Origin of the sequence: Streptomyces rubradiris, assembly GCF_016860525.1 — a bacterium.
Taxonomy (GTDB): domain Bacteria; phylum Actinomycetota; class Actinomycetes; order Streptomycetales; family Streptomycetaceae; genus Streptomyces; species Streptomyces rubradiris.
On the sequence record NZ_BNEA01000018.1, the window covers coordinates 74,344 to 98,997 of the forward strand.

21 protein-coding genes are annotated in these 24,654 nt (G+C 71.6%); 13 read left to right on the top strand and 8 right to left on the bottom strand.

Going from position 1 to position 24,654, the window contains the following annotated elements:
- Nucleotides 1-223 precede the first annotated feature (223 nt).
- The gene (locus Srubr_RS39585) at nucleotides 224-1,453 is read left to right on the top strand and encodes a cytochrome P450 (RefSeq protein ID WP_189997994.1); all 1,230 of its coding nucleotides are present in this window, start codon (nucleotides 224-226) and stop codon (nucleotides 1,451-1,453) included.
- A gap of 43 nt (nucleotides 1,454-1,496) precedes the next feature.
- On the opposite strand, the gene Srubr_RS39590 is transcribed toward Srubr_RS39585, so the two are convergent.
- From Srubr_RS39590 to Srubr_RS39605, 4 genes are all read right to left on the bottom strand, one after another.
- Nucleotides 1,497-1,664 carry a hypothetical protein gene (locus tag Srubr_RS39590; RefSeq protein ID WP_189998048.1) on the bottom strand — a complete coding sequence of 56 codons (168 nt, stop codon included), beginning with the start codon at nucleotides 1,662-1,664 and terminating at the stop codon, nucleotides 1,497-1,499.
- 61 nt (nucleotides 1,665-1,725) lie between these two features.
- Nucleotides 1,726-2,127, bottom strand: coding sequence for a DUF6009 family protein (locus Srubr_RS39595; RefSeq protein WP_189997993.1), 402 nt, complete (start codon nucleotides 2,125-2,127; stop codon nucleotides 1,726-1,728).
- Nucleotides 2,124-3,653 carry a DNA primase family protein gene (locus Srubr_RS39600; protein ID WP_189997992.1) on the bottom strand — a complete coding sequence of 510 codons (1,530 nt, stop codon included), beginning with the start codon at nucleotides 3,651-3,653 and terminating at the stop codon, nucleotides 2,124-2,126. The genes Srubr_RS39595 and Srubr_RS39600 overlap by 4 nt, the downstream gene beginning before the upstream one ends.
- Entirely contained in the window at nucleotides 3,650-4,693 is a 1,044-nt protein-coding gene (locus Srubr_RS39605) for a bifunctional DNA primase/polymerase (protein ID WP_229926893.1), read from the bottom strand. Before Srubr_RS39605 ends, Srubr_RS39600 begins: the two co-directional genes overlap by 4 nt.
- A gap of 838 nt (nucleotides 4,694-5,531) precedes the next feature.
- Here Srubr_RS39605 and Srubr_RS39610 point away from each other — a divergent pair.
- The 8 genes from Srubr_RS39610 to Srubr_RS39645 all read left to right on the top strand — a co-directional run bounded on the left by Srubr_RS39610 (nucleotide 5,532) and on the right by Srubr_RS39645 (nucleotide 14,235).
- A complete protein-coding gene (locus tag Srubr_RS39610) occupies nucleotides 5,532-6,188 on the top strand; it encodes a ScbR family autoregulator-binding transcription factor (protein WP_189997990.1) in 657 nt (218 codons plus the stop codon).
- Between the two features lie 179 nt (nucleotides 6,189-6,367).
- The gene (locus Srubr_RS39615; RefSeq protein WP_229926892.1) at nucleotides 6,368-7,579 is read left to right on the top strand and encodes a cytochrome P450 family protein; all 1,212 of its coding nucleotides are present in this window, start codon (nucleotides 6,368-6,370) and stop codon (nucleotides 7,577-7,579) included.
- A gap of 5 nt (nucleotides 7,580-7,584) precedes the next feature.
- Nucleotides 7,585-8,421: an NAD(P)H-binding protein gene (locus tag Srubr_RS39620; protein WP_308439940.1), complete on the top strand. Its 837-nt coding sequence runs from the start codon at nucleotides 7,585-7,587 to the stop codon at nucleotides 8,419-8,421.
- Between the two features lie 53 nt (nucleotides 8,422-8,474).
- Nucleotides 8,475-9,953, top strand: a complete 1,479-nt coding sequence (locus Srubr_RS39625; protein ID WP_189997987.1) for an FAD-dependent monooxygenase — start codon at nucleotides 8,475-8,477, stop codon at nucleotides 9,951-9,953.
- A gap of 193 nt (nucleotides 9,954-10,146) precedes the next feature.
- The gene (locus Srubr_RS39630; protein ID WP_189997986.1) at nucleotides 10,147-10,788 is read left to right on the top strand and encodes a ScbR family autoregulator-binding transcription factor; all 642 of its coding nucleotides are present in this window, start codon (nucleotides 10,147-10,149) and stop codon (nucleotides 10,786-10,788) included.
- A 258-nt stretch (nucleotides 10,789-11,046) separates the two neighbouring features.
- The gene (locus tag Srubr_RS39635) at nucleotides 11,047-11,874 is read left to right on the top strand and encodes an AfsR/SARP family transcriptional regulator (RefSeq protein WP_189997985.1); all 828 of its coding nucleotides are present in this window, start codon (nucleotides 11,047-11,049) and stop codon (nucleotides 11,872-11,874) included.
- 632 nt (nucleotides 11,875-12,506) lie between these two features.
- Complete coding sequence (locus Srubr_RS39640) at nucleotides 12,507-13,121, top strand: ScbR family autoregulator-binding transcription factor (RefSeq protein WP_203855102.1); 615 nt, start codon at nucleotides 12,507-12,509, stop codon at nucleotides 13,119-13,121.
- A gap of 154 nt (nucleotides 13,122-13,275) precedes the next feature.
- The gene (locus tag Srubr_RS39645) at nucleotides 13,276-14,235 is read left to right on the top strand and encodes a ScbA/BarX family gamma-butyrolactone biosynthesis protein (protein WP_229926890.1); all 960 of its coding nucleotides are present in this window, start codon (nucleotides 13,276-13,278) and stop codon (nucleotides 14,233-14,235) included.
- 375 nt (nucleotides 14,236-14,610) lie between these two features.
- On the opposite strand, the gene Srubr_RS39650 is transcribed toward Srubr_RS39645, so the two are convergent.
- The 4 genes from Srubr_RS39650 to Srubr_RS39665 form a co-directional block, all read right to left on the bottom strand.
- The gene (locus Srubr_RS39650) at nucleotides 14,611-15,600 is read right to left on the bottom strand and encodes a transketolase family protein (RefSeq protein WP_189997983.1); all 990 of its coding nucleotides are present in this window, start codon (nucleotides 15,598-15,600) and stop codon (nucleotides 14,611-14,613) included.
- Nucleotides 15,597-16,427 (bottom strand): transketolase, encoded by an 831-nt coding sequence (locus tag Srubr_RS39655; protein ID WP_189997982.1) that lies wholly within the window; start codon nucleotides 16,425-16,427, stop codon nucleotides 15,597-15,599. The genes Srubr_RS39650 and Srubr_RS39655 overlap by 4 nt, the downstream gene beginning before the upstream one ends.
- A gap of 111 nt (nucleotides 16,428-16,538) precedes the next feature.
- Nucleotides 16,539-17,855 carry an ATP-grasp domain-containing protein gene (locus Srubr_RS39660; protein WP_203855103.1) on the bottom strand — a complete coding sequence of 439 codons (1,317 nt, stop codon included), beginning with the start codon at nucleotides 17,853-17,855 and terminating at the stop codon, nucleotides 16,539-16,541.
- A gap of 284 nt (nucleotides 17,856-18,139) precedes the next feature.
- Nucleotides 18,140-18,805: a response regulator transcription factor gene (locus Srubr_RS39665; RefSeq protein WP_229926889.1), complete on the bottom strand. Its 666-nt coding sequence runs from the start codon at nucleotides 18,803-18,805 to the stop codon at nucleotides 18,140-18,142.
- 757 nt (nucleotides 18,806-19,562) lie between these two features.
- Here Srubr_RS39665 and Srubr_RS39670 point away from each other — a divergent pair.
- The 4 genes from Srubr_RS39670 (at nucleotide 19,563) to Srubr_RS39685 (ending at nucleotide 24,634) form a co-directional block, all read left to right on the top strand.
- On the top strand, nucleotides 19,563-20,816 hold the full coding sequence (locus Srubr_RS39670) for an ATP-grasp domain-containing protein (RefSeq protein ID WP_189997979.1): 1,254 nt from the start codon (nucleotides 19,563-19,565) through the stop codon (nucleotides 20,814-20,816).
- A 242-nt stretch (nucleotides 20,817-21,058) separates the two neighbouring features.
- Nucleotides 21,059-22,375 carry an aspartate kinase gene (locus Srubr_RS39675; RefSeq protein ID WP_189997978.1) on the top strand — a complete coding sequence of 439 codons (1,317 nt, stop codon included), beginning with the start codon at nucleotides 21,059-21,061 and terminating at the stop codon, nucleotides 22,373-22,375.
- 152 nt (nucleotides 22,376-22,527) lie between these two features.
- Entirely contained in the window at nucleotides 22,528-23,478 is a 951-nt protein-coding gene (locus Srubr_RS39680; RefSeq protein WP_189997977.1) for an MBL fold metallo-hydrolase, read from the top strand.
- Between the two features lie 154 nt (nucleotides 23,479-23,632).
- Entirely contained in the window at nucleotides 23,633-24,634 is a 1,002-nt protein-coding gene (locus Srubr_RS39685; protein WP_189997976.1) for an aspartyl/asparaginyl beta-hydroxylase domain-containing protein, read from the top strand.
- Nucleotides 24,635-24,654: the final 20 nt, after the last annotated feature.

Below are 24,654 nucleotides of genomic sequence, written 5' to 3' on the forward strand. Positions count from 1 at the left end.
CTTCCCTCGCAAACCGCTTGAGTCGCCCTGGACAACCGCTCCAGCGAAGGCCACGGCGGCGTGCGGCTTCACGGTCCTCCCCGCCATAGTCACAAGTGGCCGGGGCAGTTCCCCGTAGCCAAGGGAGTCGGCCGGCCGTGCCCCGGGGAGCCGGCGTCCCCTGGCCACCGGCTCCGTCCCCGCTGCCTGGCGATCGCGAGGAGACACCATCGTGAAATGCATCATGGACGACCTCACTGTGTACACCCCCTCCCCTCCCGCGGGCCAGAACGCCCTGGTCGTCTTCCCCCAGGCTCGCGAGTGCCCCGAGCTGCCGCCCTCCGGATACGCACCGCTGCGCGGCTCCGCCCCCCTCGGCCGGGTCATGCTCCGCGACGGGCGGTCGGCCTGGGCCGTCACCGGACACGCCCTCGCCCGGGAACTGCTCAGTGACCCCAGGTTGTCCCGCGACCGCAGCCACCCGGGGTTCCTGGCCCCCGAGGAGTGGTCCGCCGAGGTGGGCACCCACGGCGCGTCGCCCGCCCTCGTGGCCGACCCCGGGGACGAAGCCCCGCACCGGCCACCGCTCCCGTACCTCACACCGCGGCGCACCGCCGCCCTGCGCCCGCACCTCCAGCGGATCGCCGACCGGTTGCTCACCGGGATGGAGCGGCAGGGTCCCCCGGCGGACCTGGTCTCGGCCTTCGCCCTGCCGATGTCGGCGCTGGCGATCGGCACGCTGCTCGGCGTGCCATACGAGGACCACGACTTCTTCGAGGGGTGTTCCGGACGCCTGCTACGCGGCCGCACGGTGCGGGAAGCCGCCACCGCCCGCGCGGAACTCGAGCGGTACACCGGGCAGTTGCTGGACCGCAAACGGCACGAGCCGGGCGACGGACTGCTGGATGACCTCATGCGCCAGGACGGACAAGGCTCCCTGGACCGCGCCCGACTGGTCACCCTGCCGGGAACGCTCCTGGCGAGGGGACACGAGACGACGGCCGACCTGGTGGCGCTCGCGGCGTTCACACTGCTGCGTCACCCGGAGCATCTCGCCGTCCTGCGCGCCGGGAAGACGCCGATGACCGCCGTGGCGGAGGAACTCCTGCGCTGTCTCGCCACCCCGAACGGGATACTTCGCGTGGCCGTGGAAGACGTGGAGATCGCCGGGCGCACCATCCGCTCCGGTGAGTGCGTCGTCTTCGTGACGGCGCTCATCAACCGGGACGCGACGGTTTTCGCGGAACCGGAGACCCTCGACTGGGACCGTCCCGCCGGACACCACCTCGCGTTCGGTTCCGGTGTGCACGAGTGCCTGGGCCGGAACCTGGTACGCGCACAACTCGAGATCGCGCTGGGCTCCCTCTTCACACGGTTCCCGGGCCTGCGGCTGGCCGTCCCCGCCGAGGAGATCCGCTCCAAGCCGGCGAACCCGACGAGTGACGGTCTGCTCGAACTGCCGGTCGCGTGGTGAACGCGACGCCTCGTGTTCCTATGAGGATCGGGCCGGACCTCGGTCAGTCGTGCGGTTCGCGGAACACGCCGAGCAGGTAGCTTCCGGTGGCCGGATCGCCGGCCGCTGCCCGGTCGTCACTCGGGGTCCAGCATGATGACCACCTGGCGGGGAGGGCTTCGATCTGGTCGGGTGACAGCTCGATGCCGCCGCCGGGTAGCTGCTCACTCACCGAAGGAATCGATCAGCGGACTCGGCCGGTCCCCGGCGGGCCGGCCGGCGCCAAGGAGCGGTCACAACGGGAGCGTTCTGCCGATCTCCTCCATGGCCGTGGACGGCGGCCCCCCTTCGGAGCGCTCGGTCTTGTAGCCCTTGACACACGGCCTGAGGGTGCGTGGGTCGATCGCTTCGGCGGGGGCGCCCGTGGCGTACAGGCCCTCGGGCTGGCTGTCGCGGTCATGGGGCAGGAGCCAGAAGACTCGCCGCCGGAACGTGCCGGACGCCCGGGATGCCTTGGCGGTGGGGCCGAGGACGGCGTAGCCGACCATGCGTCCATCACGGTGATAGGCCGGCCTGGACTTGCGCGTGGGCAGACGGTCCAGGCTCTGGCGCACGTAGTCGAGCCGGTCGATGTCCTCGAGCCAGACGAACGCGGTCTCGTGGCTGATCTCGTCCTCAGTGATCAGGGAGCTCATAGGGGCGCTTCCCTTTCCTGGTCGGTGAGCAGTCCGATACCGGGGTAGTGCTTGCGCTGGTTCGACAGAACCATCTGCTTGGGCGAGGCCAGGCCCACCAACTCGCGGGTCCGCGCGGCGAACGCCCGTGACGACATGACCGGTGCTCCCTCATTCTGGCACCAGCTCTTGTACGCCGAGTAGAGCGACGTCTGTTCCACACGCAGGTCCGGGCGCAGGACACAGGCCTCATCGTAGAAGCGCCCCGTGTGGTCCTCGGTCTCCGCGTAGGCCGTCGTGGCGATGCGCACGCGGGCCGGACCGGTCAGGTCGCGGTCGCCGGCGAGGTAGCGGCGGGCGCCGTCGATGAGCCAGCCCAGGATGCCCGCTCCCTCCTCGGTGACGAGGATGTCGGCGAGGTTGTCGATCTTCCGGTCGTCGGAGACGACGCGTTCGAAGGGGATCAGGCGCATACGCCGCCAGAACGCGAAGCCGCCGGTGCCCACCTCGGGACGGTGGTTCCCGAGCAGCCAGAGCTTGTGCGTGGGCTCGAAGCTGAAGAAGTCCTGTCTCATCCGGCGGGCCTTGATCCGGTCACCGCCGGTGAGAAGCTTGACCCGGGCCTCGTCGAACTTGTCCCCGGGCTTGACCTCGGAGCAGACGATGACCCGCCGCCCGTGCAGCTCGGCCAGGTCGGTGGGGTGGCCCTCGTAGGGGCGGGCCATGAGGAAACCCGGCGGAGCCGCGTCGGCGTAGTCGCCCAGGAGCTTCATGAGGACGTCGAGCAGGACGGACTTGCCGTTCTTGCCCGAGCCGAAGAGGAAGGGCAGGATCTGTCCTCCCACGTCACCGGTGATCGAGTACCCGAGGAGCACCTGCAGGTAATCGATCATCTCGTGGCCCTCGGCGTCGTCGCCGAACGTGTCGGTGAGGAACCGCCGCCAGCGGGGCGTGGGTTGCGGCTGCGGACCGACCGAGGTGGAGCGGGAGTGGAGGTCCCTGCGGGGGTCCGCGGCCCGGCTCACGCCGGTGCGCAGGTCGACGATCCCGTCCGGCGTGCACAGGGCGTAGGGGTCGGCGTCCAGCCGGGCGGCGTTGAGGACCATGCCGGGGGCGGTCTTGGCCTGGCTGAGCATGGCGTTGATGCCGGCCGTCGACAGGGACCGGCGGCGGTGACTCTGCAGGGCGCCGGCGGTGTGGATGCCGCGGGGGTCGTGGGAGGCGATGGCCTCGGCGAGGTCGCCCGCCGCCCACTGCACGCTGTCGTCCTCGTCGATCTGCCAACGGGTGGAGTCCCACCGGTACCAGCCGATGCCCGGCACATGCCGGTAGTCGTTGGCGTACAGCTTGACGAACAGCTTGGCGTTGCCGCGGTCGGACAGGGTGTCGGGCAGCAGGCCGTCCCCGCTCACCCCGGCGTCCGGGTCCGGGACCTGGCCGGCCGGGCGGGCGGGAGCGGGAACAGCCGTACCTCCTTGAGCGCGGATCTGGGCGGCGACCGCCGCCGGGTCGAACTCGAAGAGCGTCTCGAGCCGGGGGGAGGTCACGGCAGCCTGCCCGAGTCGTGGAGAGGCCGTCTGCGTCCTGCGGCGAGCCCGCTGCGGATGATGCCGTCGATGCGCCGCTGCTGTCCGGGACGTGCTTCGAGAGCGGTTTCCCGCAGCAGCCGCTCGGCTCCCGACGGGAGGCGGCCGGCGGCGAGAAGTCCGCCGAGGGTGTAGGCGGCACGGTTGAGGGCGTCGGAGAATCCCGCGTTCTCCTCGAACCGGCCGCAGGCTCGGACGGGTTCGAGGATTCCGGCCAACAGTCCTGTGCCGTCGGCGGCTACGGCCCGGGGGGCCCTCGGCGGCACCGGTCTGGACGCGGGCCCGGCCGGCGGCAGGTGGCCGGTGCGTTCGAGTTCCCACGCCAGCCAGCCGGGCAGCGGCGCGGGATCGCGGACGGCACCGAGCGGGGTGTAGGACGTGGCGCCCACGCGGGTCCCGGGCGCGACGATGTAGCTGCCGTGGGCACGTATGTCCACCTGCCAGGCGAGGGACCGGCCGGTGCCGGAGCCGACGGAGGACTGCCAGCGGCGGTTGGAGCGGTACCAGACGTGCATGCCGCCCGACGGGGTGCGCACCCGCAGGGTGGTGGTGTCCTTGTCGGGGGGTGTCTTGCCGTGCAGGGCGGCCAGGACGCCGAGGGTGTGGAAGCCGTTGGCGAGGCCGGTGAGATCCACCTGGTCGCCGATGGGGATGCCCGGGAGGACGCGCTCGCGCGCCGGCGGGGGAGCGGGGTGGGCGTCGACGTCGACGACGACCAGTCCCGCCGGACCGCAGGAGACCCCGACACCGAAACCGGGCTGCGCCGCCCACCAGCGTCTGACGCGGTCCAGGTCCAGCGTCGCCGCGTGGAAACCGTGGCACCAGCGTCCCAGGCCGGGACAGGCGCACTGCGCGGGCGGATGCGAACTTCCCCGGCAGTCGGGGCAGTTGCCCGCAGGGGTCTTACGGCCGGGTAGGAGGGGAAGTACGGGCCAGCCGCGTCGGACGCACCATAACGCCACGGCCACCGGCTCGGCGTCGGTCGAAGTCGCCTCCTCCACAGGCTGCCACGGAGTGCCACGCGGACACGACAGCTCAGAAGGCATGCTTTCCCCCTGCCAGCGACCCAAGCGACTGAGCAACAGACACAGACTAGCGAACGGGTCCGTTGGGGAGGGGGTGCTGTCGCGCACATCGGGGCCGGACCGCATCCGGCCGTGCGTCCTCCCACGGGCGAGCGGCTCGGTCGCTGCCCCGCCGGGCCGGCGGGGCAGCGGATGAGCCCTGCCCCGGCGCGGGCCGGGCGCCGGGAAGCGACCGAAGCCGGGCGGCAGCGACGCAACGACCTTTGGTCGCTCCTCGGTAGTTCAACGAACCCGCAGGTCAGCCACTACGCATATGCCAAACAGCTACCGAAGCGACTAAAGGCTTCTATATATGACGCGCACGAGGACCGTGAAACGGAGTCATATATCGGGGGGTTAGGTCGCTTCAGTCGCTCCCGGGCCCGTGACAACCCATCTGACCTGCCGTTTTCCTGAGCTACCGAGGGAGCGACCGACGACGGGCCCGGGTAGCTGTCCCAGCGACCGGGGCTCGCCGCCCCGACCTGTCGGGAGCCGGGGCCCAAGCGACGGCTGCGGGCGCGGGCGGCAGTTCCCCGTCGCACCGCAGCGGCCCGCAGGTGTGTGTCCGGTCAGGAACAAGGCGCTGAACGGCCGTTGTCCGTATGCTCGACATCGCGTGTGTCCCCCGGGGCGGTCTTTTCCGCTCCCTCGCCGGAGGCGCTTTCTGTTCTTGCCCCATTACTCGGCGCCGGTGATATTATACAGACTCGTTGGTTTGTTTGTGAGGGAGCGAGTGGCTCCGCCCGGCTAGTTCCCGTCCTGGAGGTATGACGTGGCCCAGCAGGAGCGCGCAGTCCGCACGCGCGAAGCGATCCTCCTCGCCGCGGCCCAGGTCTTCGACGAGGTCGGTTACGAAGCCGCCAAGGTCTCCGAAATCCTGACAAGGTCAGGAGTGACCAAGGGCGCCCTGTACTTCCACTTCGAGTCCAAGGAGCAACTCGCCCGGGGAGTCCTCCACGAGAACGCCCGGGCCGTTCCGCCCGTACCGCCACAGCAGTTGAAACTGCAGGAGGCGGTCGACCGCGGCATGGTGCTCGCCTACCGGATGGGCCACGACCCCCTGCTCCGCGGCAGCGTGCGGCTGGCGCTGGAGCGGCCGGTCCACGACACCCTCGATCGCAGGGTGCCCTTCGAGGCATGGACGCGGGAGAGCCAGGCGTTGCTGGAGGAGGCGCGCCTCGCCGGAGAACTGCAGCCGCACGTGGACACCGCGGAACTGGCCAACCTGGTCGTCGGGGCCTTCGCCGGCATCCAGTTGATGTCCCAGGCCATGTGCGACCGGCAGGACCTGTGCGAGCGGGCCGCCGTGCTGTACCGCGTCCTGATGGCGAGTGTGGCCATGCCCGGTGTGCTGGTCCAGCTGGATGTCGCCGCGGACCGCGGGGCGCGGGTGCACGCGATCATGGACGACTACGTCCGTACCCCGTGATCCAGGTGGGTTAGCCTTTCCCCGTGGACCGTGGCTGGACGGCGACGTATCGTGAACGACCGCCGAGGCACCGCCACTGATCGCACGCTCCACTGCACGGCAGCATCTCCCCGGCAGCGCGTCAACTCACAGGACGGAGCGCAACTATGGCTACTTTCGCCTGCCCGTACGCCATAGACTTGACGGGAAGCGATCTCGCCGCGGAGGCGGCCTTGTTACGCGGCGAAGGCCCGGCCTGCCAGGTGCTGCTCCCCGGCGGGGTCACCGCCTGGGCCGTGACCCGGCACGCCACCGCCAAACGCCTGCTGAGCGACCCGGCGGTGTCCAAGAACGCCGAACTGCACTGGCCCCGGCTGCGGGAAGACCGTTTCGACGAGACCTGGCCGCTGTACCACTGGGTCACGGCCAAGAACATGCTGTCCGCTTACGGCGAGGAGCACACCCGGCTGCGCAGGCTCATCGCGGGCGCCTTCACCCACCGGCGCAGCGAAGGCCTGCGGCCGAGGGTCGAGGAGTACACCGAGGCGCTCCTCGAGTCGCTCGGCCGTCGCCCCGGCGACCGGCCGGTGGACCTCGTCGCGCACTTCGCCCTGGAACTGCCGATCCAGGTGATCTGCGAGCTGTTCGGTGTGTCCGACTCCGAGCGGCACCAGCTCCGGCAGGGGCTCAGCGAGTCGTTCCGTACCTCCGCCACGGCGGAGGAGGTACGCGTGGCCCAGGCGAGCCTGCACCAGGTGCTGGCCGACCTGGTGGCGGCCAAACGCAGGGCACCGGCCGACGACCTCGCCTCCGCCCTGATCTCGATACGGGACACCGACGGGACGCGGCTGACCGAGCAGGAACTGATCGACACCCTGCTGTTGATGATCGGTGCGGGATACGAGACGACGGTCAATCTGCTCGGCAACGCCATCGTCGAACTGCTGGCCCACCCCGAGCAGTTGCAGCAGGTGCAGGCCGGCGCCATCGGCTGGGACGCGGTGATCGAGGAAACCCTCCGCGCGCGAGGCCCGGCCGCGTACGTGCCGCTGAGATTCGCCGTCGAGGACATCGAACTGGGCGAGGGCGTCGTCATCAGGCGGGGGGACCCGGTGCTGATCTCCTTCGCCGCGACGGGCCTGGACCCCGAGCAACACGGCCCGGACGCCGAGGAGTTCCAGGCGGACCGCCCGGACCGGCGCGACCACCTCGCCTTCGGGTACGGAGTCCACCACTGCCCGGGAGCGCCGCTGGCGAGGCTGGAAGCCGCGGTGGCCCTGCCCGCTCTGTTCGCCCGCTTCCCCCGGATGAGGCTGGCCCGGGAGGTCCACCACCTGGAGCCGACCCCCTCGTTCATCACCAACGGGTTCCGGGAGATCCCCGTGCTGCTGTCGCCGGAGGACGACGGGTGATTGCCGTGACAGGTGCCACGGGGACGGTGGGCGGGCAGGTGGCCCGTCTCCTCTCCGGTCGTCATCCGCTCAGGCTGCTGGGCCGCTCGCCCGAGCGTCTGCGCGCACTCGGGCTGGCCGCCGAGGCCGTCGGCGCCGACTTCGGCGACCGCCGTTCTCTGGAGCGGGCACTGGCCGGCGCGCACGCACTGTTCGCGGTGACGGTGAATCCGCTGGAACCCGGGCACGACGAGAACCTGCTGGCCGCGGCGCGCAGCGCGGGCGTCCGGCACGTGGTGAAGCTGTCCGCGCTCGCGGTCACCGACCACGGCGCCGACGACCTGATCACTCGCTGGCAGCGCCGGAACGAGGACCTTCTGCGGGGCAGCGGTCTGGCCTGGACCATCCTGCGTCCGCGCGCCTTCATGTCGAACACGCTCGCCTGGGCCGCCACGATCCGCTCGGGTGGCGTCGTAGCAGCTCCCCAGGCGCGGTCCCGGAACGCCTCGGTCGACCCACGGGACGTCGCCGAAGCCGCCGTGCTCGCGCTGACCGAGCCCGGCCACGAGGGGCGGCACTACCCCCTCACCGGTCCGGAGTCGATCTCGGCCGTCGAACAGTGCGAGCAACTCGCCGAGGTGCTCGGCCGACCGCTGTCCTGTGTGGGGACGTCCCTCGCGCAGGCCTACGCCGCCTGGGCGCGGCGTTATCCCGAATCCATCGCGCAGGCCCTGCTCGACAGCGCCAAGCGGCAGGGCGACGGTGCCAAGCAGCAGGTGGACCACACCCTTGGCGCACTCCTCGGGCGCCCGCCGGGCACGTACCGGCGCTGGGCGCGGGACCACGCACATCACTTCAAGTGAACCCGGCCCGGCGGGCCGTCGGGACATCATGAAAAAAGGGGGGGACGACGACCGTGCTGAACCGGCATGTCGGAGTCGTCATCGTCGGCGGGGGTCCCGTCGGCATGCTGCTCGCCGCCGAACTCGCGGCGTACGGGGCGGAGGTCTGTGTCGTCGAGACGAAGGAGCGGACCACCGACGAACCGCGGGCCGGAACCCTGCACGCGCGGACCGTGCAGAGCCTGGCCCGCCGGGGCTATCTGCAACCGGAACCGGGCCGGGCCGGGCGAACCGGCCGGCGCAGCGCACCGTTCCACTTCGCGGGTCTCCCGGGCCTGAGCATCACCGCACCGGCCACCGAGCCGCCCGTCCTGGTCAAGTGCCCGCAGGCCGACCTGGAACGCCGCTTCGAGGGGCTGGCCCGCAGCCGCGGCGCCACCGTGCTGCGCGGCCGGCGGGCCGTGGCGATGGCTGAGCACCCCGATGGTGTGGAGGTGACAATCGAGACGGCCGGGGGCCGGGAACAGGTGCGCGCCGACTATCTCGTGGGCGCGGACGGCGCGCGCAGCACGGTGCGCACCGCCTTCTCGTTCCCTGAGGAGACCAGCCGTGCGACTGTCTCCGCCCTGATGGGACAGGTCCGGCTGATGGATCCGGCGGCGCTGGAAGCGGGCTGGCGGCGCACCGAGCGGGGCTGGACCGCCGCCAAATTCGACGCGCGCGGGTACGGCAGGCTGATGACCCTGGACTGCAGGGGCCCGCACCCCGACCGGGACAGCCTGCCGACAGTCGAGGAGCTGAGCGCGGAGGCCGGACGGATCACCGGTCGTCCCGTTCCCCTGGCCGAACCGGCGTACCTGTCCCGGTTCAACGACTTCTCCCGGTTGGCCGGTACCTACCGGCGGGGCCGGGTCTTCCTCGCCGGCGACAGCGCGCACGTGCACTTCCCCGTCGGGGGCCAAGGGCTCAACACCGGCCTGCTCGACGCACTGAACCTGGGCTGGAAACTCGGGTACGTGCTGCGGGGCACCGCCGGCAAGGACCTGCTCGACACCTACGACGAGGAACGCAGGCCCGCCGGGCGGCGGGTCGTCGACAACACCCGCGCCCAGCTGGCGCTGATGCGCCCCGATCCGCAACTCGATCCGCTGCGGGCCGTGATGGCCGACCTGCTGCCGCTGCCCGATGTCGCGGGACACCTGGGCGGCATGCTCAGCGCACAGGACACCCGCTACGGCACCACCGGCACCGCGCACTCGGTCTGGCGGGGGCGCTTTCTGCCCAACGTCGCGCTGGCGGATGCCGAGGACGCGGACCTGGTCGGGCTGCTGGCCCGGGGGCGGCCGGTCCTCCTCATGCGCCCGGGGAGCCGGCCACCCGGCCCCGCCCGGGGATGGACGCATGTGCTGCACCCCGCCCACGCCGACGGCCCGCTCCCGGACGCGATGGCGGAAACCCTGGTGATCAGGCCCGACGGCTATGTGCTGTGGACGTCCGACGACGGCGAGGACCTGGAGGAGGTGCTGCGGCAGTGGTTCGGTGACGCCCGCTGAGGACGGGGCCGCCCTCGGCGGCGGGAGCCATCGAGCTTTCACCGGGAAGAAGTAGTAAACCGCATAGGCGGTTTGTTATTGTTCCTCGTGTGTGGGCGTCGGCAGTCCCTCGCGGTGCGCCGACGACGGGGGTGTCGTCTCCGTCGCCCGCGGCACCTGCGGACGACGGCCGCCCGAGCGATGGAGCACCTCGGTGGTCAAACAGGAACGCGCGCTACGCACCCGCAACGCCTTGCTTACGGCTGCCGGGGAAGTGTTCAGCCGTGAGGGATATCGCGCGGCCTCCCTCACGGTCATCAGCGGGAACGTGGGAGTGAGTTCCGGAGCCCTGCACTTCCACTTCCCGACCAAGCTGGACCTCGCCGCGGCGGTGGAAGAGGCGGCCGCCGCCCGTCTGCGCAGCATCGTCGAGCACTGCGAGAGGCACGAGGGTCCCGGCGGGTCCGTGCAACTGGTGATCGACGCCAGCTACCAGGTGGTGGAAAGACTCGCTCAGGACCCCGTGCTGCGGGCCGGGTTCGAACTGGGAGAGACCATGGAACGGGCCGGCGGCACCGGCAAGGTCTGCGACCTGTGGCAGCGGTGGGTCGTCTCGCTTCTGCGGCACGCCCAGGAGGCCGGTGGGCTGCGCCCGGACGTGGTGCCCGATCACCTGGCGTCCGTGGTGGTGGCGATGACCGCCGGTCTGGCGGCGCTCGGCCGGCGTGACGCCCACTGGCCGTCACGCGCCACGCTCACCTCGTTCTGGCTCCTGATGCTGCCGCAGGTGACCGCCGCCGAAACGCCCCCCACCTGTGTGGTCCACGGCCATGACAGTGCGGCCGAGGAGCTGTGAGCGGCCCGGAGGGTACGGGGTGTCCGGTATCTCACGTTCCCCCGGGATCGGTACATTCCCAGGTACTGGCGTGCGCCTTCCTGGGATTGTGCCGATGACGGCCGGGCGAACTCTCTGTATGAAATCCAGAAGTTCTCTTGGCGGGGTATAAGAAACCGACTACGCTGTTTTTAACAGGGGGTCCTCGCCGGTCTCCGCAGTCGGCGGTACACCTCGTTCAGTAGGCCCTGCAGGCTCTGCGCGAACCGGGAGAGGGACATGGACATCGAAGTGCTCGGCGGTTTCTCCGTGCGGTTAGGGGGCGTGGAGGTGGCGCCGACCGCTCCCAAACCACGCCAGGTCCTGGCTCTGTTGGCACTCAACGCGAACCGCACGGTTTCCTCGCGCACTTTGATCGAGGAGTTGTGGGGCGCGCAGCCGCCCCGCAGCGCGCGCACCACCCTGCAGACCTACATCCTGCAGCTGCGGGAGCACATCAACGCGGCCTTGACCGCGGGCGGGGGCCCGCACGGCGGCCGCACGGGCAAGGACGTACTGGCCACCCAGCCGGGCGGCTACCGGCTGGAAGCCGGCGAAGGTCTGCGTGACCACAGCGAGTTCGAGCGGCGCAGCACCGCCGGCTACCGGGCGATGGACGCCGAGGACTACGCGACCGCGGCCCAGACGCTGCGTGACGCCCTCGCCCTGTGGCGGGGACCCGCGCTGGCCGACGTCAACACCGGCACCCACCTCCGCGTGGAGACACGCCGGCTGGAGGAGTCCCGGCTGTGCGCTCTCGACCAGCGCATCGAAGCGGACCTCTGCCTGGGGCGGCACCGCGAACTGCTGCCGGAACTCATGGTACTGGTCGAACGGCACACCATGCACGAGAGCCTGCACAGCCAGTTGATGCTCGCGCTGTACCGCTCGGGCCGGGGCGGCGAGGCCCTGCACGTCTACCAGAGGCTGCGCGGCACCCTGGTGCGCAACCTCGGCATGGAGCCCAGCGCCCCGCTGCGGCGGCTCCAGACGTCGATCCTGAAGGCGTCGTCATCCACGCAGGACGCACTGCTTGAGGTCCGCACCGCTCCCGCGGCGGTCGGCTGAAAGCGCCACGTTCCGCCGCAAGGGCCACACCCCCGTCCACGGTGACGCCGGCATGCCCGGCCGCCAGGCCGCGGACCGCGCCCGGAGCGCACGCGCCCGGGAACCGGGCCGCAGCCGGGTAGCTGGATCTTGTGCTCGCGGTGTCCAGACGATCCAATGGGATGGAGACGACATGGGCGCCTTCCTCGGCGCCCGTGTCCGGACGCGGCCCCTGGCTATCCGGGTATTCCCCCGGCCCGATAGCGCGGGGGCCGCGTCCGTGTACCGGCCCGTCGGCCCGCCGGCGCGCACGGGCGGTGGTTCAACTGTGCAGTCAAGCACAGTCGAACACGGCGCTCCCCGGCCGCCTGTCCGGCCGGAGCGCCGGCGGGAGGGGGACGTACGCGGGAACCGGATGGATATCCTTGGCGGCGCCGAGGGGGTGAGCCGCGGGAGGCGCTCGACGGCTTCGCTCTCCCGCACGAGACCCCGTCGTGCGCGCGGGAAAATCGCTCTGTGTTAGCTACTATTAACAAACCGTCACTGCGGTTTGTTCCTTGTGCTGGGAAATCGGGAAGCCGCTCCGGCGGTGGACTCATGCCCGAGGTTTCCCAGGTGGGGCATGGAACGGATCAGAGCGACGGAGTGCCTCGATGGTCAAGCAGGAACGTGCGGTGCGGACTCGCAAGGCGTTGATCGCCGCCGCCGCCGACCACTTCAGCCACGACGGTTACGGACCGGCCTCGCTGGTGGCCATCAGTCGTCAGGCCGGAGTGACGACGGGAGCGCTGCACTTCCACTTTCCCACCAAGGAAGCGCTTGCCTCCGCGGTCGTCACGGCCGCGGCACAGCGGCTGCGTGAACTGCTCGCGGGGTGCGAGGCGCGGACGCCGTCCGGCGAGGCGCTGCGGCTGCTGGTCGACGCGGGCCACGAACTGACCCGGCGGTTACGGGAGGACGCGGTCCTGCGGGCCGGCTTCGAGCTCGACGGGGACCTCGGCTGCCCGGAGGGCATCGGGGGAGTGCGCGGTCTGTGGTGTCTGTGGATTCAGGCCACGCTGGAACAGGCGGAGAAGACGGGGGAGTTACGGGAAGGGGTGGTCCCCGCGCAGCTGGCCGCGGTGGTCTACGCGTGCACGGTGGGTCTGCAGACGCTCGGCCGGCGGGACCCGGGCTGGTGCTCGCAACGCATGCTGACGCGCTTCTGGTCTCTGGCGCTGCCCCGGATCACGGCCGACCGGCGCGGACCCGATCCGGCGGGCTCCTGAGCAGCTCCTCGGGCGGGCGGCGGCCCGGCGGCTTTCGGACGGCTCTTCGAGGCCCTATGAAACCGGAGGGTCTGTATATTTGTGCCGTCGCTTTTCGGGATACGGCACCGCCACCCGTCTGTTCACTGCTGCACCGTCGGGAAGAGGGACCCCCATGACCCTGCTCGTTCGTCAGCAAGAGCGCCCCCGCTTCTCCGCTCGGCAGGCCGCGCAGGGCCTGCCGCAGCTCACCACCACAGTTCCCCGGGAATATGTACACCGTGCGGCGCACGCCGAAGTCTTCCTCACCGGGTGCCGCCGGCTGGACGGCACCCGGTTCGAGGTCACCGGTCAGTGGCCGCGCGCGCACACCTTCTTCACCGACGAGAACCAGACACGCCACGACCCCATGCTGGCGGCCGAGACCGTCCGCCAGGTCGGCCTGCTGCTCGCGCACTCGGAGTTCGGTGTGCCGCTGGGACATCAGTTCCTGCTGCACGACATGGAGTACTCGGTGTCCCTGGCCAATCTCGGCATAGGCACCGAGCCCAGCGAACTGCTGCTGGAGGCCGTCTGCAGCGATGTGAAGTGGAGAGGCAACCGCCTTGCCCAGTTCGGCATGACCATCACCGTCGAGCGCGACGGGCGCCACGCGGCCATGGGCCGCGGCCACTTCACCTGTGTCGCTCCCGCCGCCTACCGGCGCCTGCGCGCCGGGCAGGGCGACGGGCGCGACGCGGCGCCGGCTCCGCGTCCGGCCCCCCTCGCCCCCTGGCGGGTGGGCCGCTGCCGCGCCGCCGACGTCGTGCTGTCGGCTACCGACCGGCCCGATCGCTGGCTGCTCGCCCCGGACCGCGGCCACCCCATACTCTTCGAGCACGCGGGTGACCACGTACCGGGAATGGTGCTGATAGAGGCGGCACGGCAAGCCGCTTGCGGGTTGCTGGCCCTCCCGGGCTTCGTGCCCGTCGAGGTCGCCGCCGAGTTCCACCAGTACGCCGAGTTCGGCTCCCCGTGCTGGATCGAGGCCGTGCAGCTGCCGTCCCCCCAGACGGGCGTCCTCAGTGTGCAGGTGACCGGCCGGCAGGACGGCGGCGAAGTGTTCGGCGCCCGGCTGAACGGGGTCGTCGCCTGACCGTCCGGGCGCGGCCGGGCCGAAGGACGGGACGGGGAAGGCGAAACGATCCTTCTTAGGGGGAGCCTCTCGTCTCGTCCGCGCGCCGACGGCCGCGCCGGATTCCCGCCCGCGGCGAAGTCCCCGTCGGCGCGGCGTTGACGCCGCGCCCTTTGCGAACAGCCGTGCCCGCTTCCGCTTTTCGGCGTCCGGTGCCACGGCCCGTGCCGCGTGCCCGCCGGCCTTCGAGGCGGCGGGCAAGGCCGCGCGGGCTCCTCGCGGCGGGCGTGGCGTTCCCGGTCCGGTTTCCGCGGGAGCGTCCCGGGGCCGGTCCGCGGGCGCGGTGGCCCGCCCGCCGCCGCCGCCCCGGCGGAGGAGAACACGCCACGCCGCGTCTCACCCGAGGGCGTCGAGGGCCTGCGCGACCGCGTTCTCCGCCGTGATCCCGGCGTGGTGCAGCAGGAACTCCTCGCCTCCCACCAGGTCGTAGTGGACGTCCGGTACGCCGATGCGCCGCACCGGCGGACCCCCGGCCTCGGCCATCACCTCGCAGACGGCACTCCCGAGCCCTCCGATGGCCCGATGGTCCTCGATGGTCACCACGGCCTCGGCGTTGGCGCTCGCGTGCAGCACGGCTTCCCGGTCGAACGGCTTGACGGTGTGCATGTTCAGGTGCCCGGCGCTCACCCCGCGCGCCGCGAGTTCGCGCGCCGCCCGGGCCGCGACCAGGTTGGGGTGGGGACCGGTGGCGACGAACAGTACCCGGCCCGGGTCGCGCAGGACGCTCGCCCTGCCCAGCACGAACGGGGCGCGCTCCTGGTACAGCGGGGCCGTGGCCTGGCGCCCGAGCCGCAGGTACACCGGTCCGGCGTCCTCGGCGATCGCGACGGTGGCCTGCGCCGTCTCCCAGGCGTCGGCGGGCACCACCACCGTCATATGGGGCAGCATGCGGATCGCCCCGAGGTCCTCCAGCGAGTGGTGCGTGGGCCCGTAATGGCCCGAGGCCAGCCCCGCGTGGGTGCCCACGATCTTGACCGGAAGGTTGGCGCCGGCCACGTCGATCTTGATCTGTTCGAAGGCGCGGGCGATGGCGAAGGGGCTCATGGCGTTGGCGAAGACCGGGCGTGCCGACACCGTCATGCCGGCGGCCACCCCGATCAGGTTCTGTTCCGCGATGCCGAGGTCCACGTGCTGGCGCGGCAGTTCCAGCGCGAAGTGGTCCTCGAAGTTCATGTCCGCGGTCAGACACATCAGGTTCGGGTTCTCCCGCGCGAGGGCGAGCAGCATCATGGCGTACGCGTTGCGGCTCTCGATCGTCGAGCGGTTGTCCCAGACGTGGTCGAGGACTTCCGCGACGGTGCGGCGGGCTGTGATCTCCGTGCTCATGCCCCGGCGCCCTCCAGCTCCGCGAGTGCCCGGCTGCGTGCGTCCGCGTCGAGGGTCGCCGAGTGGCTCCGCTTGGTGTTCTCCAGACCGGGTACGCCGCGCGCCTTGATCGTGCGGGCGAGGACGACGGTCGGCCGGCCCGGTTCGACGGGGGCGTTCAGCGCCGCGCGGATCTGGTCGTGGTCGTGGCCGTCGACCGGGAGCACGCGCCAGCCGAACCCCGCCCACTTGTCGGTCAGGGGCTCCAGTGACATGCAGTCGTCGGTACGGCCGCTGATCTGCCAGCCGTTGCGGTCGACGATCGCGGTCAGGTTGTCGGCGCCGTGATGCGCCGCCGCCATCGCCGCCTCCCAGTTGGAGCCCTCCTGCAGCTCCCCGTCGCCGAGGATCACGAAGGCCCGCTTGTCGTGCCCGCAGCGCCGGCCCGCGAGCGCCACCCCGAGGCCCAGCGGGAGTCCGTGCCCGAGCGCGCCGGTGGAGAAGTCCACACCCGGCAGGCGCTTCATGGGGTGGCCGCCGAGCCGGCTGTGCTCCTCGGCATAGGTGGCCAGCTCCGCCTCCGGGATGACCCCGGTCGCGGCGAGTACCGCGTACAGGGCGGCGGAGGCCTGTCCTTTGCTGAGGATCAGGTGGTCACGGTCCTGCGACGGTCCCTGGCCCGCCGGGTCGCGCAGCACCTCGGCGTAGAGCACGGCCAGCAGGTCGGCGATCGACAGACTGCCGCCGATGTGCACGCCGTTGGGGGAGGCGCTCATCTCGATGACCTTGCGCCGGATGTCCAGGGCTAGTTGCCTCGCCGTGATCCGCGCAGGCGACTGTGTGAGCATGTGGGATGAATCCTTCCGAGAGCCGCCCGATGCGGTGATCGGCGGGGCAGAAAGCGGGCGTTCGCCGGGCCGGGGGAGCGTCCGGTGGGGTCAGACCACACCACAGGCGGTCTAGGGCGCCGTGGACCGGATACGGAAGACCGATTCGCGGACGGACGCGACGAAGTTGTAGTCGATCTCCAGCGTGACGGGGTCCGGGTGCGTCATGAACACCCGCAGCGGGCTGGTGAGCAGGTCGTGGGTGGGCACGATGACATCGCCCGGCTGCCGCTTGACCACGAGATCCACCACGGAGGGACGGTCGCGGATCGCCTGGACCACCGCCTCGTCGACGGAGTCCACCGTCCCGGACAGCTCCGTCGGCGCGTTGTAGACGACGGCCGGCTGACGGCGCTCGTAGACACCGTCGCCGTAGCGGCTGAGGAAGTCCTGGGGGCGGAGGTAGGCCAGCGCGGTCAGGTCGGCGCTGTTGACGCCGATGGCCTTGTCGTGGAAGGCGGGGTGAAGGTGTCCGTTGACCCGGGCGCCGATCTCCACCAGGGCGGGACCGTCGTCGGTGATGATCAGCTCGGTGTGCGCGGGCCCGTGGTGGATGCCCACGGCGTCGAGCACGGAACGGGTGTAGGAGATCAGCGCCTCGACGGCCGGAGTGTCCGACGGCAGCAGGATGTCGCGGTTGTAGATGGGCTTGCCGTTGGGCAGCAGGCGCTTCTCGTACTGCCACACCCCGCACACGTAGGCATGGCCGTCGACGCTCACGGTGTCCACGATGTACTCCGTGCCCTCCAGGTAACTCTGCACGAGCACCTTGGTGTTGGCACCGTTGAACACGGTGGTGCTGGACAGGACCGACCGGAAGGCGGAGCGCAGCGCCTCGGCGTTGCGGCAGATGGTGACCTCGTCGGTGGACGCGGACGCCAGCGGCTTGGCCACGCACGGCCAGTGTCCAAAGGCGTCGGCCCAGGAGACGGCCTCCTCGACGTCGTCGGTGAGCAGCTGCCGCGCGGTACGCAGCCCGGCCGCGGCGACCGTCTCGATCATCTTGTACTTGTCACGGCGCGCGTCGGACAGCTTGGTCCCGTTCGTTCGTACGTTCAGGGCCTCGCTGAGACGGTCCGCCAGCAGGACGCCGGGTTCCTGGCCGGGCAACACGAACAGCGGCGCCACCTCCCTCAGGATCTGCTCGGTGCTGCCGTCGACGTCGTAGACCAGCGAGTCGAGGTAGGCGGACCGTTCCCATGGCTGCATGCGGGAGATCGGCTCGGCGGAGCTTTGCACATGGATCACCTCGGCCCCCAGCCGGTTGAAGGCCGCGGGCAGGTAGTTGCCCGTCCCGTAGGCGTCGACCAGGACTCCCACCGCTCGGCCCCTGGCCTTGCGTACCACCTCCACGGAGCGGTCCGCCGGTTCTTCGGTACTTGTGTCCACGCTCAGCACAGTCATCGGGTTCTCCCGCTGTCGAGTCGTCGCGGTTTGCGTTCAGCAACGTAGGAGCCGGGGCACGCCGGAGGGCCGGACGATACGACTTGAGACACATGGTGTGCCCCCCAAAGGCACACGGCCGGCCCGGTGCGGGCGCCCGGCGGGACGGACGGAGCCGGGGGAGAGGGCCGGACGGAGAGCGCTTGCGGCGGACCCGCGGGCCGGGAGCGTCGCCTCCCTTGCGCCCGGGCCCCGCGAGGGCCCGCCTCGGGCTCCGGCCGCGCCGCCGCTCAGGTCGCCACGCGGAGCCGGCGGACCGTTCCGGCGTCGGCGGGGTGGATCAGACGCATCGACGCGGCCTTGTTGACGGCGTCGAGCCGGCTGACCGCGTTCAGCTTGTCGAAGATGTTGCTCAGGTGCCGTTTGACGGTGCCCTCCGCTATCCCCAGCTGCACCGCGATCTGACGGTTGCTCAGGGCGGCGGCCGCGTGGGTGAGCACCTCCAGCTCGCGTGCCGACAGTTCCGGCCCGAGTGCCGGACCGCCGCGCGTGGCGCGCGGCGGCGTCCGGCGCAGCGGCAGCGTCACCGTCTGATAGGAGAGCGCCGAGCGCTGGCCCCGGACGGCGTCGGCGAGGGTGCCGTAACCGACGCTCTTGTGCAGATAGCCGTGGATGCCCAGATCCAGCAGCCCCTGGACCAACCGCGGTTGCTCCAGCATGGACAGCACCAGCACCCGGCAGGCCGGGACGCCGTGCAGCAGACGGCTCACGAGGGCTTCGCGGTCGTCCGCCGGCACCATCTGGACATCGACGACCACCAGGTCGGGACGGGTACGCGCGATCACGGTGAGCAGTTCGGCCCCCTGACTCGCCTGCCCCACGATGTCGATGCCGGGGTCCGTGTCCAGCAGCGCGCACAAGGACTCACGCAGCAGCCGCTGCTCGTCTGCGATCACAACGCGTATGGGAGCGTGGGACATGGCAGGCAGTACTCCTGTGTCCGGGCCGAGTGGGTGGGCGGCGCGCCAAGCCTTCGTACGTCTCGGGAAGGGGAGTGCGTGTCGACACCGCGGTGCGTCATGCCGGCCGGGACCGCGGGGCGGATCCGGGCCGGACAGGACCGGGAACGCTCCGCATCGCGCGTCCACGCTCTCCACGGTGACCCATGAGGGGCCTGCCGGCCGCCTGGGGTGCACCGCAATCACGTTAGCGGCGTCTCGCAGCCGGGCCTATATGCGCTTTTCACGACGTCGGTGAACACCGCGCGCGGCGGGCCCGCCGGGGCCGGGCCCGGATGTGCCTTTGAGTGTGCCCGCGTGTGACGGAAGTCGTAGCACCGGCGGCCGGGCGGCGTGCGGCGCCTAGGTTGTGGGCGTCCGCGGGCCGAACGGGGCCCTGAGAGCTACAGGAAGGAGTGCCGGTGATGCCCTCGGCCCGATCTCCTGTGACGCGAGGACACCGCGGCCACGGCTGCGGTGAGGACGCCTTGGTGCCTCACGGAACGACGAGACCGCCGGGGGTGCCGGTCGGCCGGCGCGCCCTCCCGGCCCTGCCCCTGGACCGCGCGGCGGGGCTTTGCCCGCGGTGTGGCGCGCCGGCGCACCGCGCACGACCCGGCAGGAGGCCGGCCACACGCTCGGAGCCCGGGAGGAGACCGGTGCTCCCCGTCTCGCCGTGACAGCCGCGGCCCGTCAGGAGAAGGAAGCGGACGGCGTGAAGAAGGTCATTGTCCTCGGCGTCGATGCCACCGGCGCCAAGTACGTGCCGCGGGCTCTTCGGTCGGCCGGCTACGAACCGGTGTTCCTCGCCGATCCGGACGCCTTCGCCGGCCAGGCCGCGGACCGCCTGAGGGAGTGCGCCTGCTTCCCGGTGGACCCCGACGAGCGGGCCGCGGTCCTGCGCCTGCTGGCCGAGGAACCCTCGATCACCGAGGACGCCGTCGCCATCACCGGCCTGCACGGCGAGAAGTTCCCGCTGATCGCCGAGATCGCCGCCACCTACGGCCTGCACGGACCGGACCCGGTGGCCGTACGACTGTCCTCCAAGGGCGAAGTCGCCGCGCTCGTACCGGAGTTCATTCCGCCGACGTTGTGCTTCACAGGGGTTCAGGCCGCCCGGCTGGCGGTGGACCCGGCCGCCTGCGCGCCGGCGCCCTCCGGGCATGTCCTCAAACCGGCCGGCCAGGCCGTCGCGCGCGGCGCGGCACGGCTGCGCCGGGGGGCGGGGCCCGTGGACGTGTGGAACGCGGTGGCCGCCACCGGCCTGTCGCGGTACGCCGCCCACCCGTGGGTGCTGCAGGCGGACATCAGCGGGCCGCTGTTCAGCCTGGAGGGATATGTCTGCGGCGGCCGGACCGTGTTCATCGACTTCGCCCGGCGCGGGCGCGTCGCCTGGTCCGAGGTGAGCAGCCTGCTGCCCGCCGAACGGCGGCTGCCGAGGGGAGCGGAGGAACGCTGCAAGACGGCCGTGGTCACGCTGGTCGAGCGCTCCGGGCTCGGCCAGGGCTACTTCCACTGCGAGTTCCTCTTCGACGACGGGCGGCCGTACCTCATCGACGCCGACATCGGACACCTCGGCCGGACCGCCGTCGTCGAGCAGCTCGCCCTCTCCCACGGCCTGGACCCCGCCGGGATCCTCGCCCATGTGCTCCTCCTCGGCCTGCCGGCCGTCGGCGTCGGCCCCGGACCCGCCTACCGTCCCCAGGGCAGCGGCAGCTCCACCCTGTCCTACTACTACGGCATCGAAACGGGCGGGCGCATCCTCTCGGTGACCGTGCCGGAAGGCGGACGCTGCCTGCACACCCAGGTCGTGCCGGACGGCGCCCGGGTGAGCCCCGTGGGTTGCGGCGACGCCGGCCGGGTGGGCATGCTCACCGGTCCGGCCAGCGACGTGGCACGCGAGATCGGCACCGTCGTCGTGCACACCACCGACGGCCCCCGCCGTGCCGCCTGGGTGGCGCCGACATGAGCGGCGAGCGTGCGGTCCCGCCCGGCGGCCCGACGGTCCGCGCCGCCCGCTGCACCCGGAGCGGGCCGTACCCGTTGCGCGCCGGGCGGCCGGCGGCCCGGCTCCCGTCACTTCTCCACCGGCCTGTGCCGTCGCGGTCCGGCCGTCTTCCACCGCTGGTCCGATGCCCAGGCGCACACCGCCGATACCGCGTCGGCGGCCCGGTGCACGGCCGACTCCGCAACCTGACAGGAAGGGACATCGTGGCAGCCGCACCCTCCACCCCCCAGCGCCCCGCCGCCGGTCCGCGGCCGGTCCGCGTCCTCAAATTCGGCGGGACCTCGATGGGGACGACCCCTGAAGCGCTCGCCCGGATCGCGCGCATCGTGGCCTCGGTCCACCGGCACAGCGACGTCGCGGTGGTCGTCTCCGCCCGCGGTGACGCCACCGACCGGCTCATCGAGGAGGCACACAGCGCGAGCGCGACACCCCCCGCCCGTGAACTGGACCAGCTGATGGCCACAGGAGAGGCCCGCTCCGCCGCCCTGCTCGCCATCGCCCTCGACGAACTCCGCGTCCCCGCCGTCTCCCTGCTCGGGGGCCAGGCAGGGTTCACCGTGTCCGGCAGACACACCGACGGGCGCATCCAGGACATCGCCACCGCACGGCTGCGCCAGATCCTGGCCCGCGGGGAGGTGGCCGTCGTGGCCGGTTTCCAGGGGGTGAACGAGGCCGGTGACGTCGTCACCCTGGGCCGGGGCGGTTCGGACACCTCCGCCGTGGCCCTGGCCGTGGCGCTCGGCGCCGCCGTGTGCGAGATCTACACGGACGTCGACGGCGTCTTCTCGGCCGACCCGCGCGTCGTGCCGCAGGCGCACCTCATCCCGGTCATCCGCAACAGCGTCATGTCGGAGATGGCCCAGTCCGGCGCCCGCGTCCTGCACCCGCGCTCCGTGGAGCTCTCCGGCCGCGCGGGTGTCAGCCTGCACGTACGCAGCACCTTCAGTCAACGCCAGGGGACCGTCGTGGTCCCCGACCAGGAGGGAGCGGAAACCGCCATGGTCGAATCCCCGGGATCCGTGACAGCCGTCACCCACGAGCCGGGCAGCGCCCGGGTCACCGTCGTCGGCGTGGGCCCGGACGCCCCGCCGCCGGGGACGGAGGTCCTCGTCCTGCTGGCCGGCGCGTCGGTGCCGGTCGACATGATGACCCGGTTCGCCGACGCGTCCGGGCGGCACGGATGGGCCTTCACCGTGCCGGCCGCGGACGTCGCCACCGTGACCGGTCTGCTCGCGTCCCCGTCCCGCAAGGTGACGGTCGACCCGGCGGTGGCCAAGGTGTCGGTCGTCGGTGCCGGTCTGCTGAGCGACCCCCGGGTCCTCGGCCGCGCGCTGGACGCCCTGCTCGCCGTGGGGACCGAGCCGCTGGCTCTGACCACGTCGCGCAGCCGCATCTCCGTGATGGTGGCCGAGGCGGACTGTGCGGGCGCCGTGGCCGCCCTGCACGAGGAGTTCCTTCCCGCGCCCGGGTCGCCCGGTGCGGCGCACCGGCCGACGGTCGCGGTCGGCTCGCCCGCCTGACCCGGACGCGCCGAGGCCTGACAGGCGGGGCTGCCCGCGCGGGCGTGCGCGGCCGCAGACCGAGGCAACGGACGACGGCACCCGCGCAACTGTTCGCCGCACATGTCCAGCAGCTTTGCGTGTTTTTCGCCCGTCACGGAAAGGGACCCTTCATGACCCAGCCGAATCTGTCGCGCACCGGGCGGTGCCGCCTGTCGGCACCGTTCGAGCCACGCACGACCGAGATCGCCGACGGCGTCTACGCCTACACGTCCGCCGGCGACGGCAGGTGCCCGAGCAACGCCGGCGTCATCACGGGCCCCGACGGGGTGACGATCGTCGACACGGTCGCGCCCCGGGCGCGCGCTCAGGATCTGCGCGCCTTCGTGGACGACCTGGGGGCGGGCCCGGTCCGTGTCGTCGTCAACACCCACCACCACGTCGACCACACCCTGGGCAACGCCGTCTTCCCCGGTGCCGCCGTCGTGGCGCACGTACTGGCGCGCAGCGAGATGGCGGAGTCCGCTCTGGCGCTGGCCCGGCTGTGGCCGGGCGGCGAACGGGACGAGGTCCGCCTCGTCCCGCCGTCGGTCACCTTCGACGAACGCCTCACGCTGTACAGCGGCGACCGCCGCGTCGAACTCGTCTACTGCGGACCGGCGCACACGACCAACGACGTGGTGGCGTGGCTGCCGGAGGACCGGGTGCTGTTCACCGGTGACATCGTGCTGTCCGGGGTCACCCCGTGCACCGTGACGGGATCGGTGGAGGGAACGCTGCGGGCCGTCGCGCGGCTGCGGGCGTTCGGCGCCCGTACGGTCGTGTGCGGGCGCGGTCCCCTACGCGGCTCGGACGTCTTCGACGAGACGGAGGCGTACCTGCGCTGGGTGCAGGCCGTCGCCATGGAGGGCTGGCGGCGGGGACTGACACCGCTGCAGACCGCCGAGGAGGCGGCGCCCGGCCCGTTCGGTCACCTCAACGCCCCCGAACGCCTCGTGGGCAACCTCTACCGTGCCTTCGCCGAACTCGACGGAGGTGCCCTGGGGCGGTCGCTGGAACTGCCCCGGGTCTTCGAGGAGACGGCACGGTTCCGCGAAGGCGCGGGCCCCGCCTGCCTGGCCTGAAACCGGGCGCCGCCCGGCGGGCCTCCCCTGGTCCATTGACAAAACCGCTCGGTTGGTTTTCTGTGGCTGCGTCGGCGCAGCCCACACCGTCCGAGCGTCCTCAGCGAGCACCTCTCCCACCAGAACACTCAGCCATCCGATGGAAGGAACAGACGTGTCCGTTGAAGCGATCGCCGATGCGCAGGCAGGTATCCCCGACGTGGTCCGGCTGCTGCCGTCGTTCGACGCCGACGCCTTGGTCCGCGACGTCCGGGCGCTGCGCACCCGGCAGGCCGCCGACTGGAAGCTGCAGAAGACCTTCGTCACCGAGGACCACCTCGTCGAGACCGAACTCGACTGGCACATCATGCCGTTGCGCAGCACCGGCGGCGACAAGACGCGCACCGACCCCGGCGGCCCCGGCCTGCTGCCCTTCGCCGACACCTCCCACGCCGACCTCGCGCCGAATCTGCGCGCCGTGATGCGGACGATTCCGTCCCCGCTGCGCGCGGTGCGTCTCATGGCGCTGGGCCCGAACACCTACGGCCCCGACCACTTCGACAACAAGTACGGGCTCACCTGGGGCATCGCGCGGCTGCACGTGCCGGTGATCACCCTGCCCGAGGCCAAGCTGTTCATCGAGCAGGTGCCCTATGTGTGGGAGGCGGGCGCGCTGTGGTTCGGCAACTTCGCCCGCACCCACCGGATCGAGAACAGCGGCCGTACCCACCGGGTGCACTTCGTGCTGGACGTGCAGGTGACCGAGGCGCTCTTCGACCTCTTCCCGGCCGAGGTCCGCGCCGAGCTGCCCTTCGACAGAATCCTGATCAACCGTGCCGAGCAGCCGCTCACACCGGCTCCGCTGCACCAGGTCGCCTTCGAGGTGCCGAAGTCGTTCACCGACTGGGAGGAGGAGGACGGACAGTTCCTCACCGCCCAGGCGACGGTCCCGGCCGAGATCAGGGCACACGACGACGGCCTCGTCATGTACTACGCCGGCGAGCCCTACGCCGGTCTGGTGCACGTCGGGGACAACGAGTTCCGCTTCCAGGGCTGGACCGACGAACGTACCGTCCAGGTCGTCGAGGACGCCGGGCAGCGCCGGGTCGTCCTGCGTACCCGGGTCGGCGGCCGGGTCAGGACGCTGGCGGTCACCGCCGTGTCCGCCGGCATCTGAAGCACCGCAGCGGAGGGTGA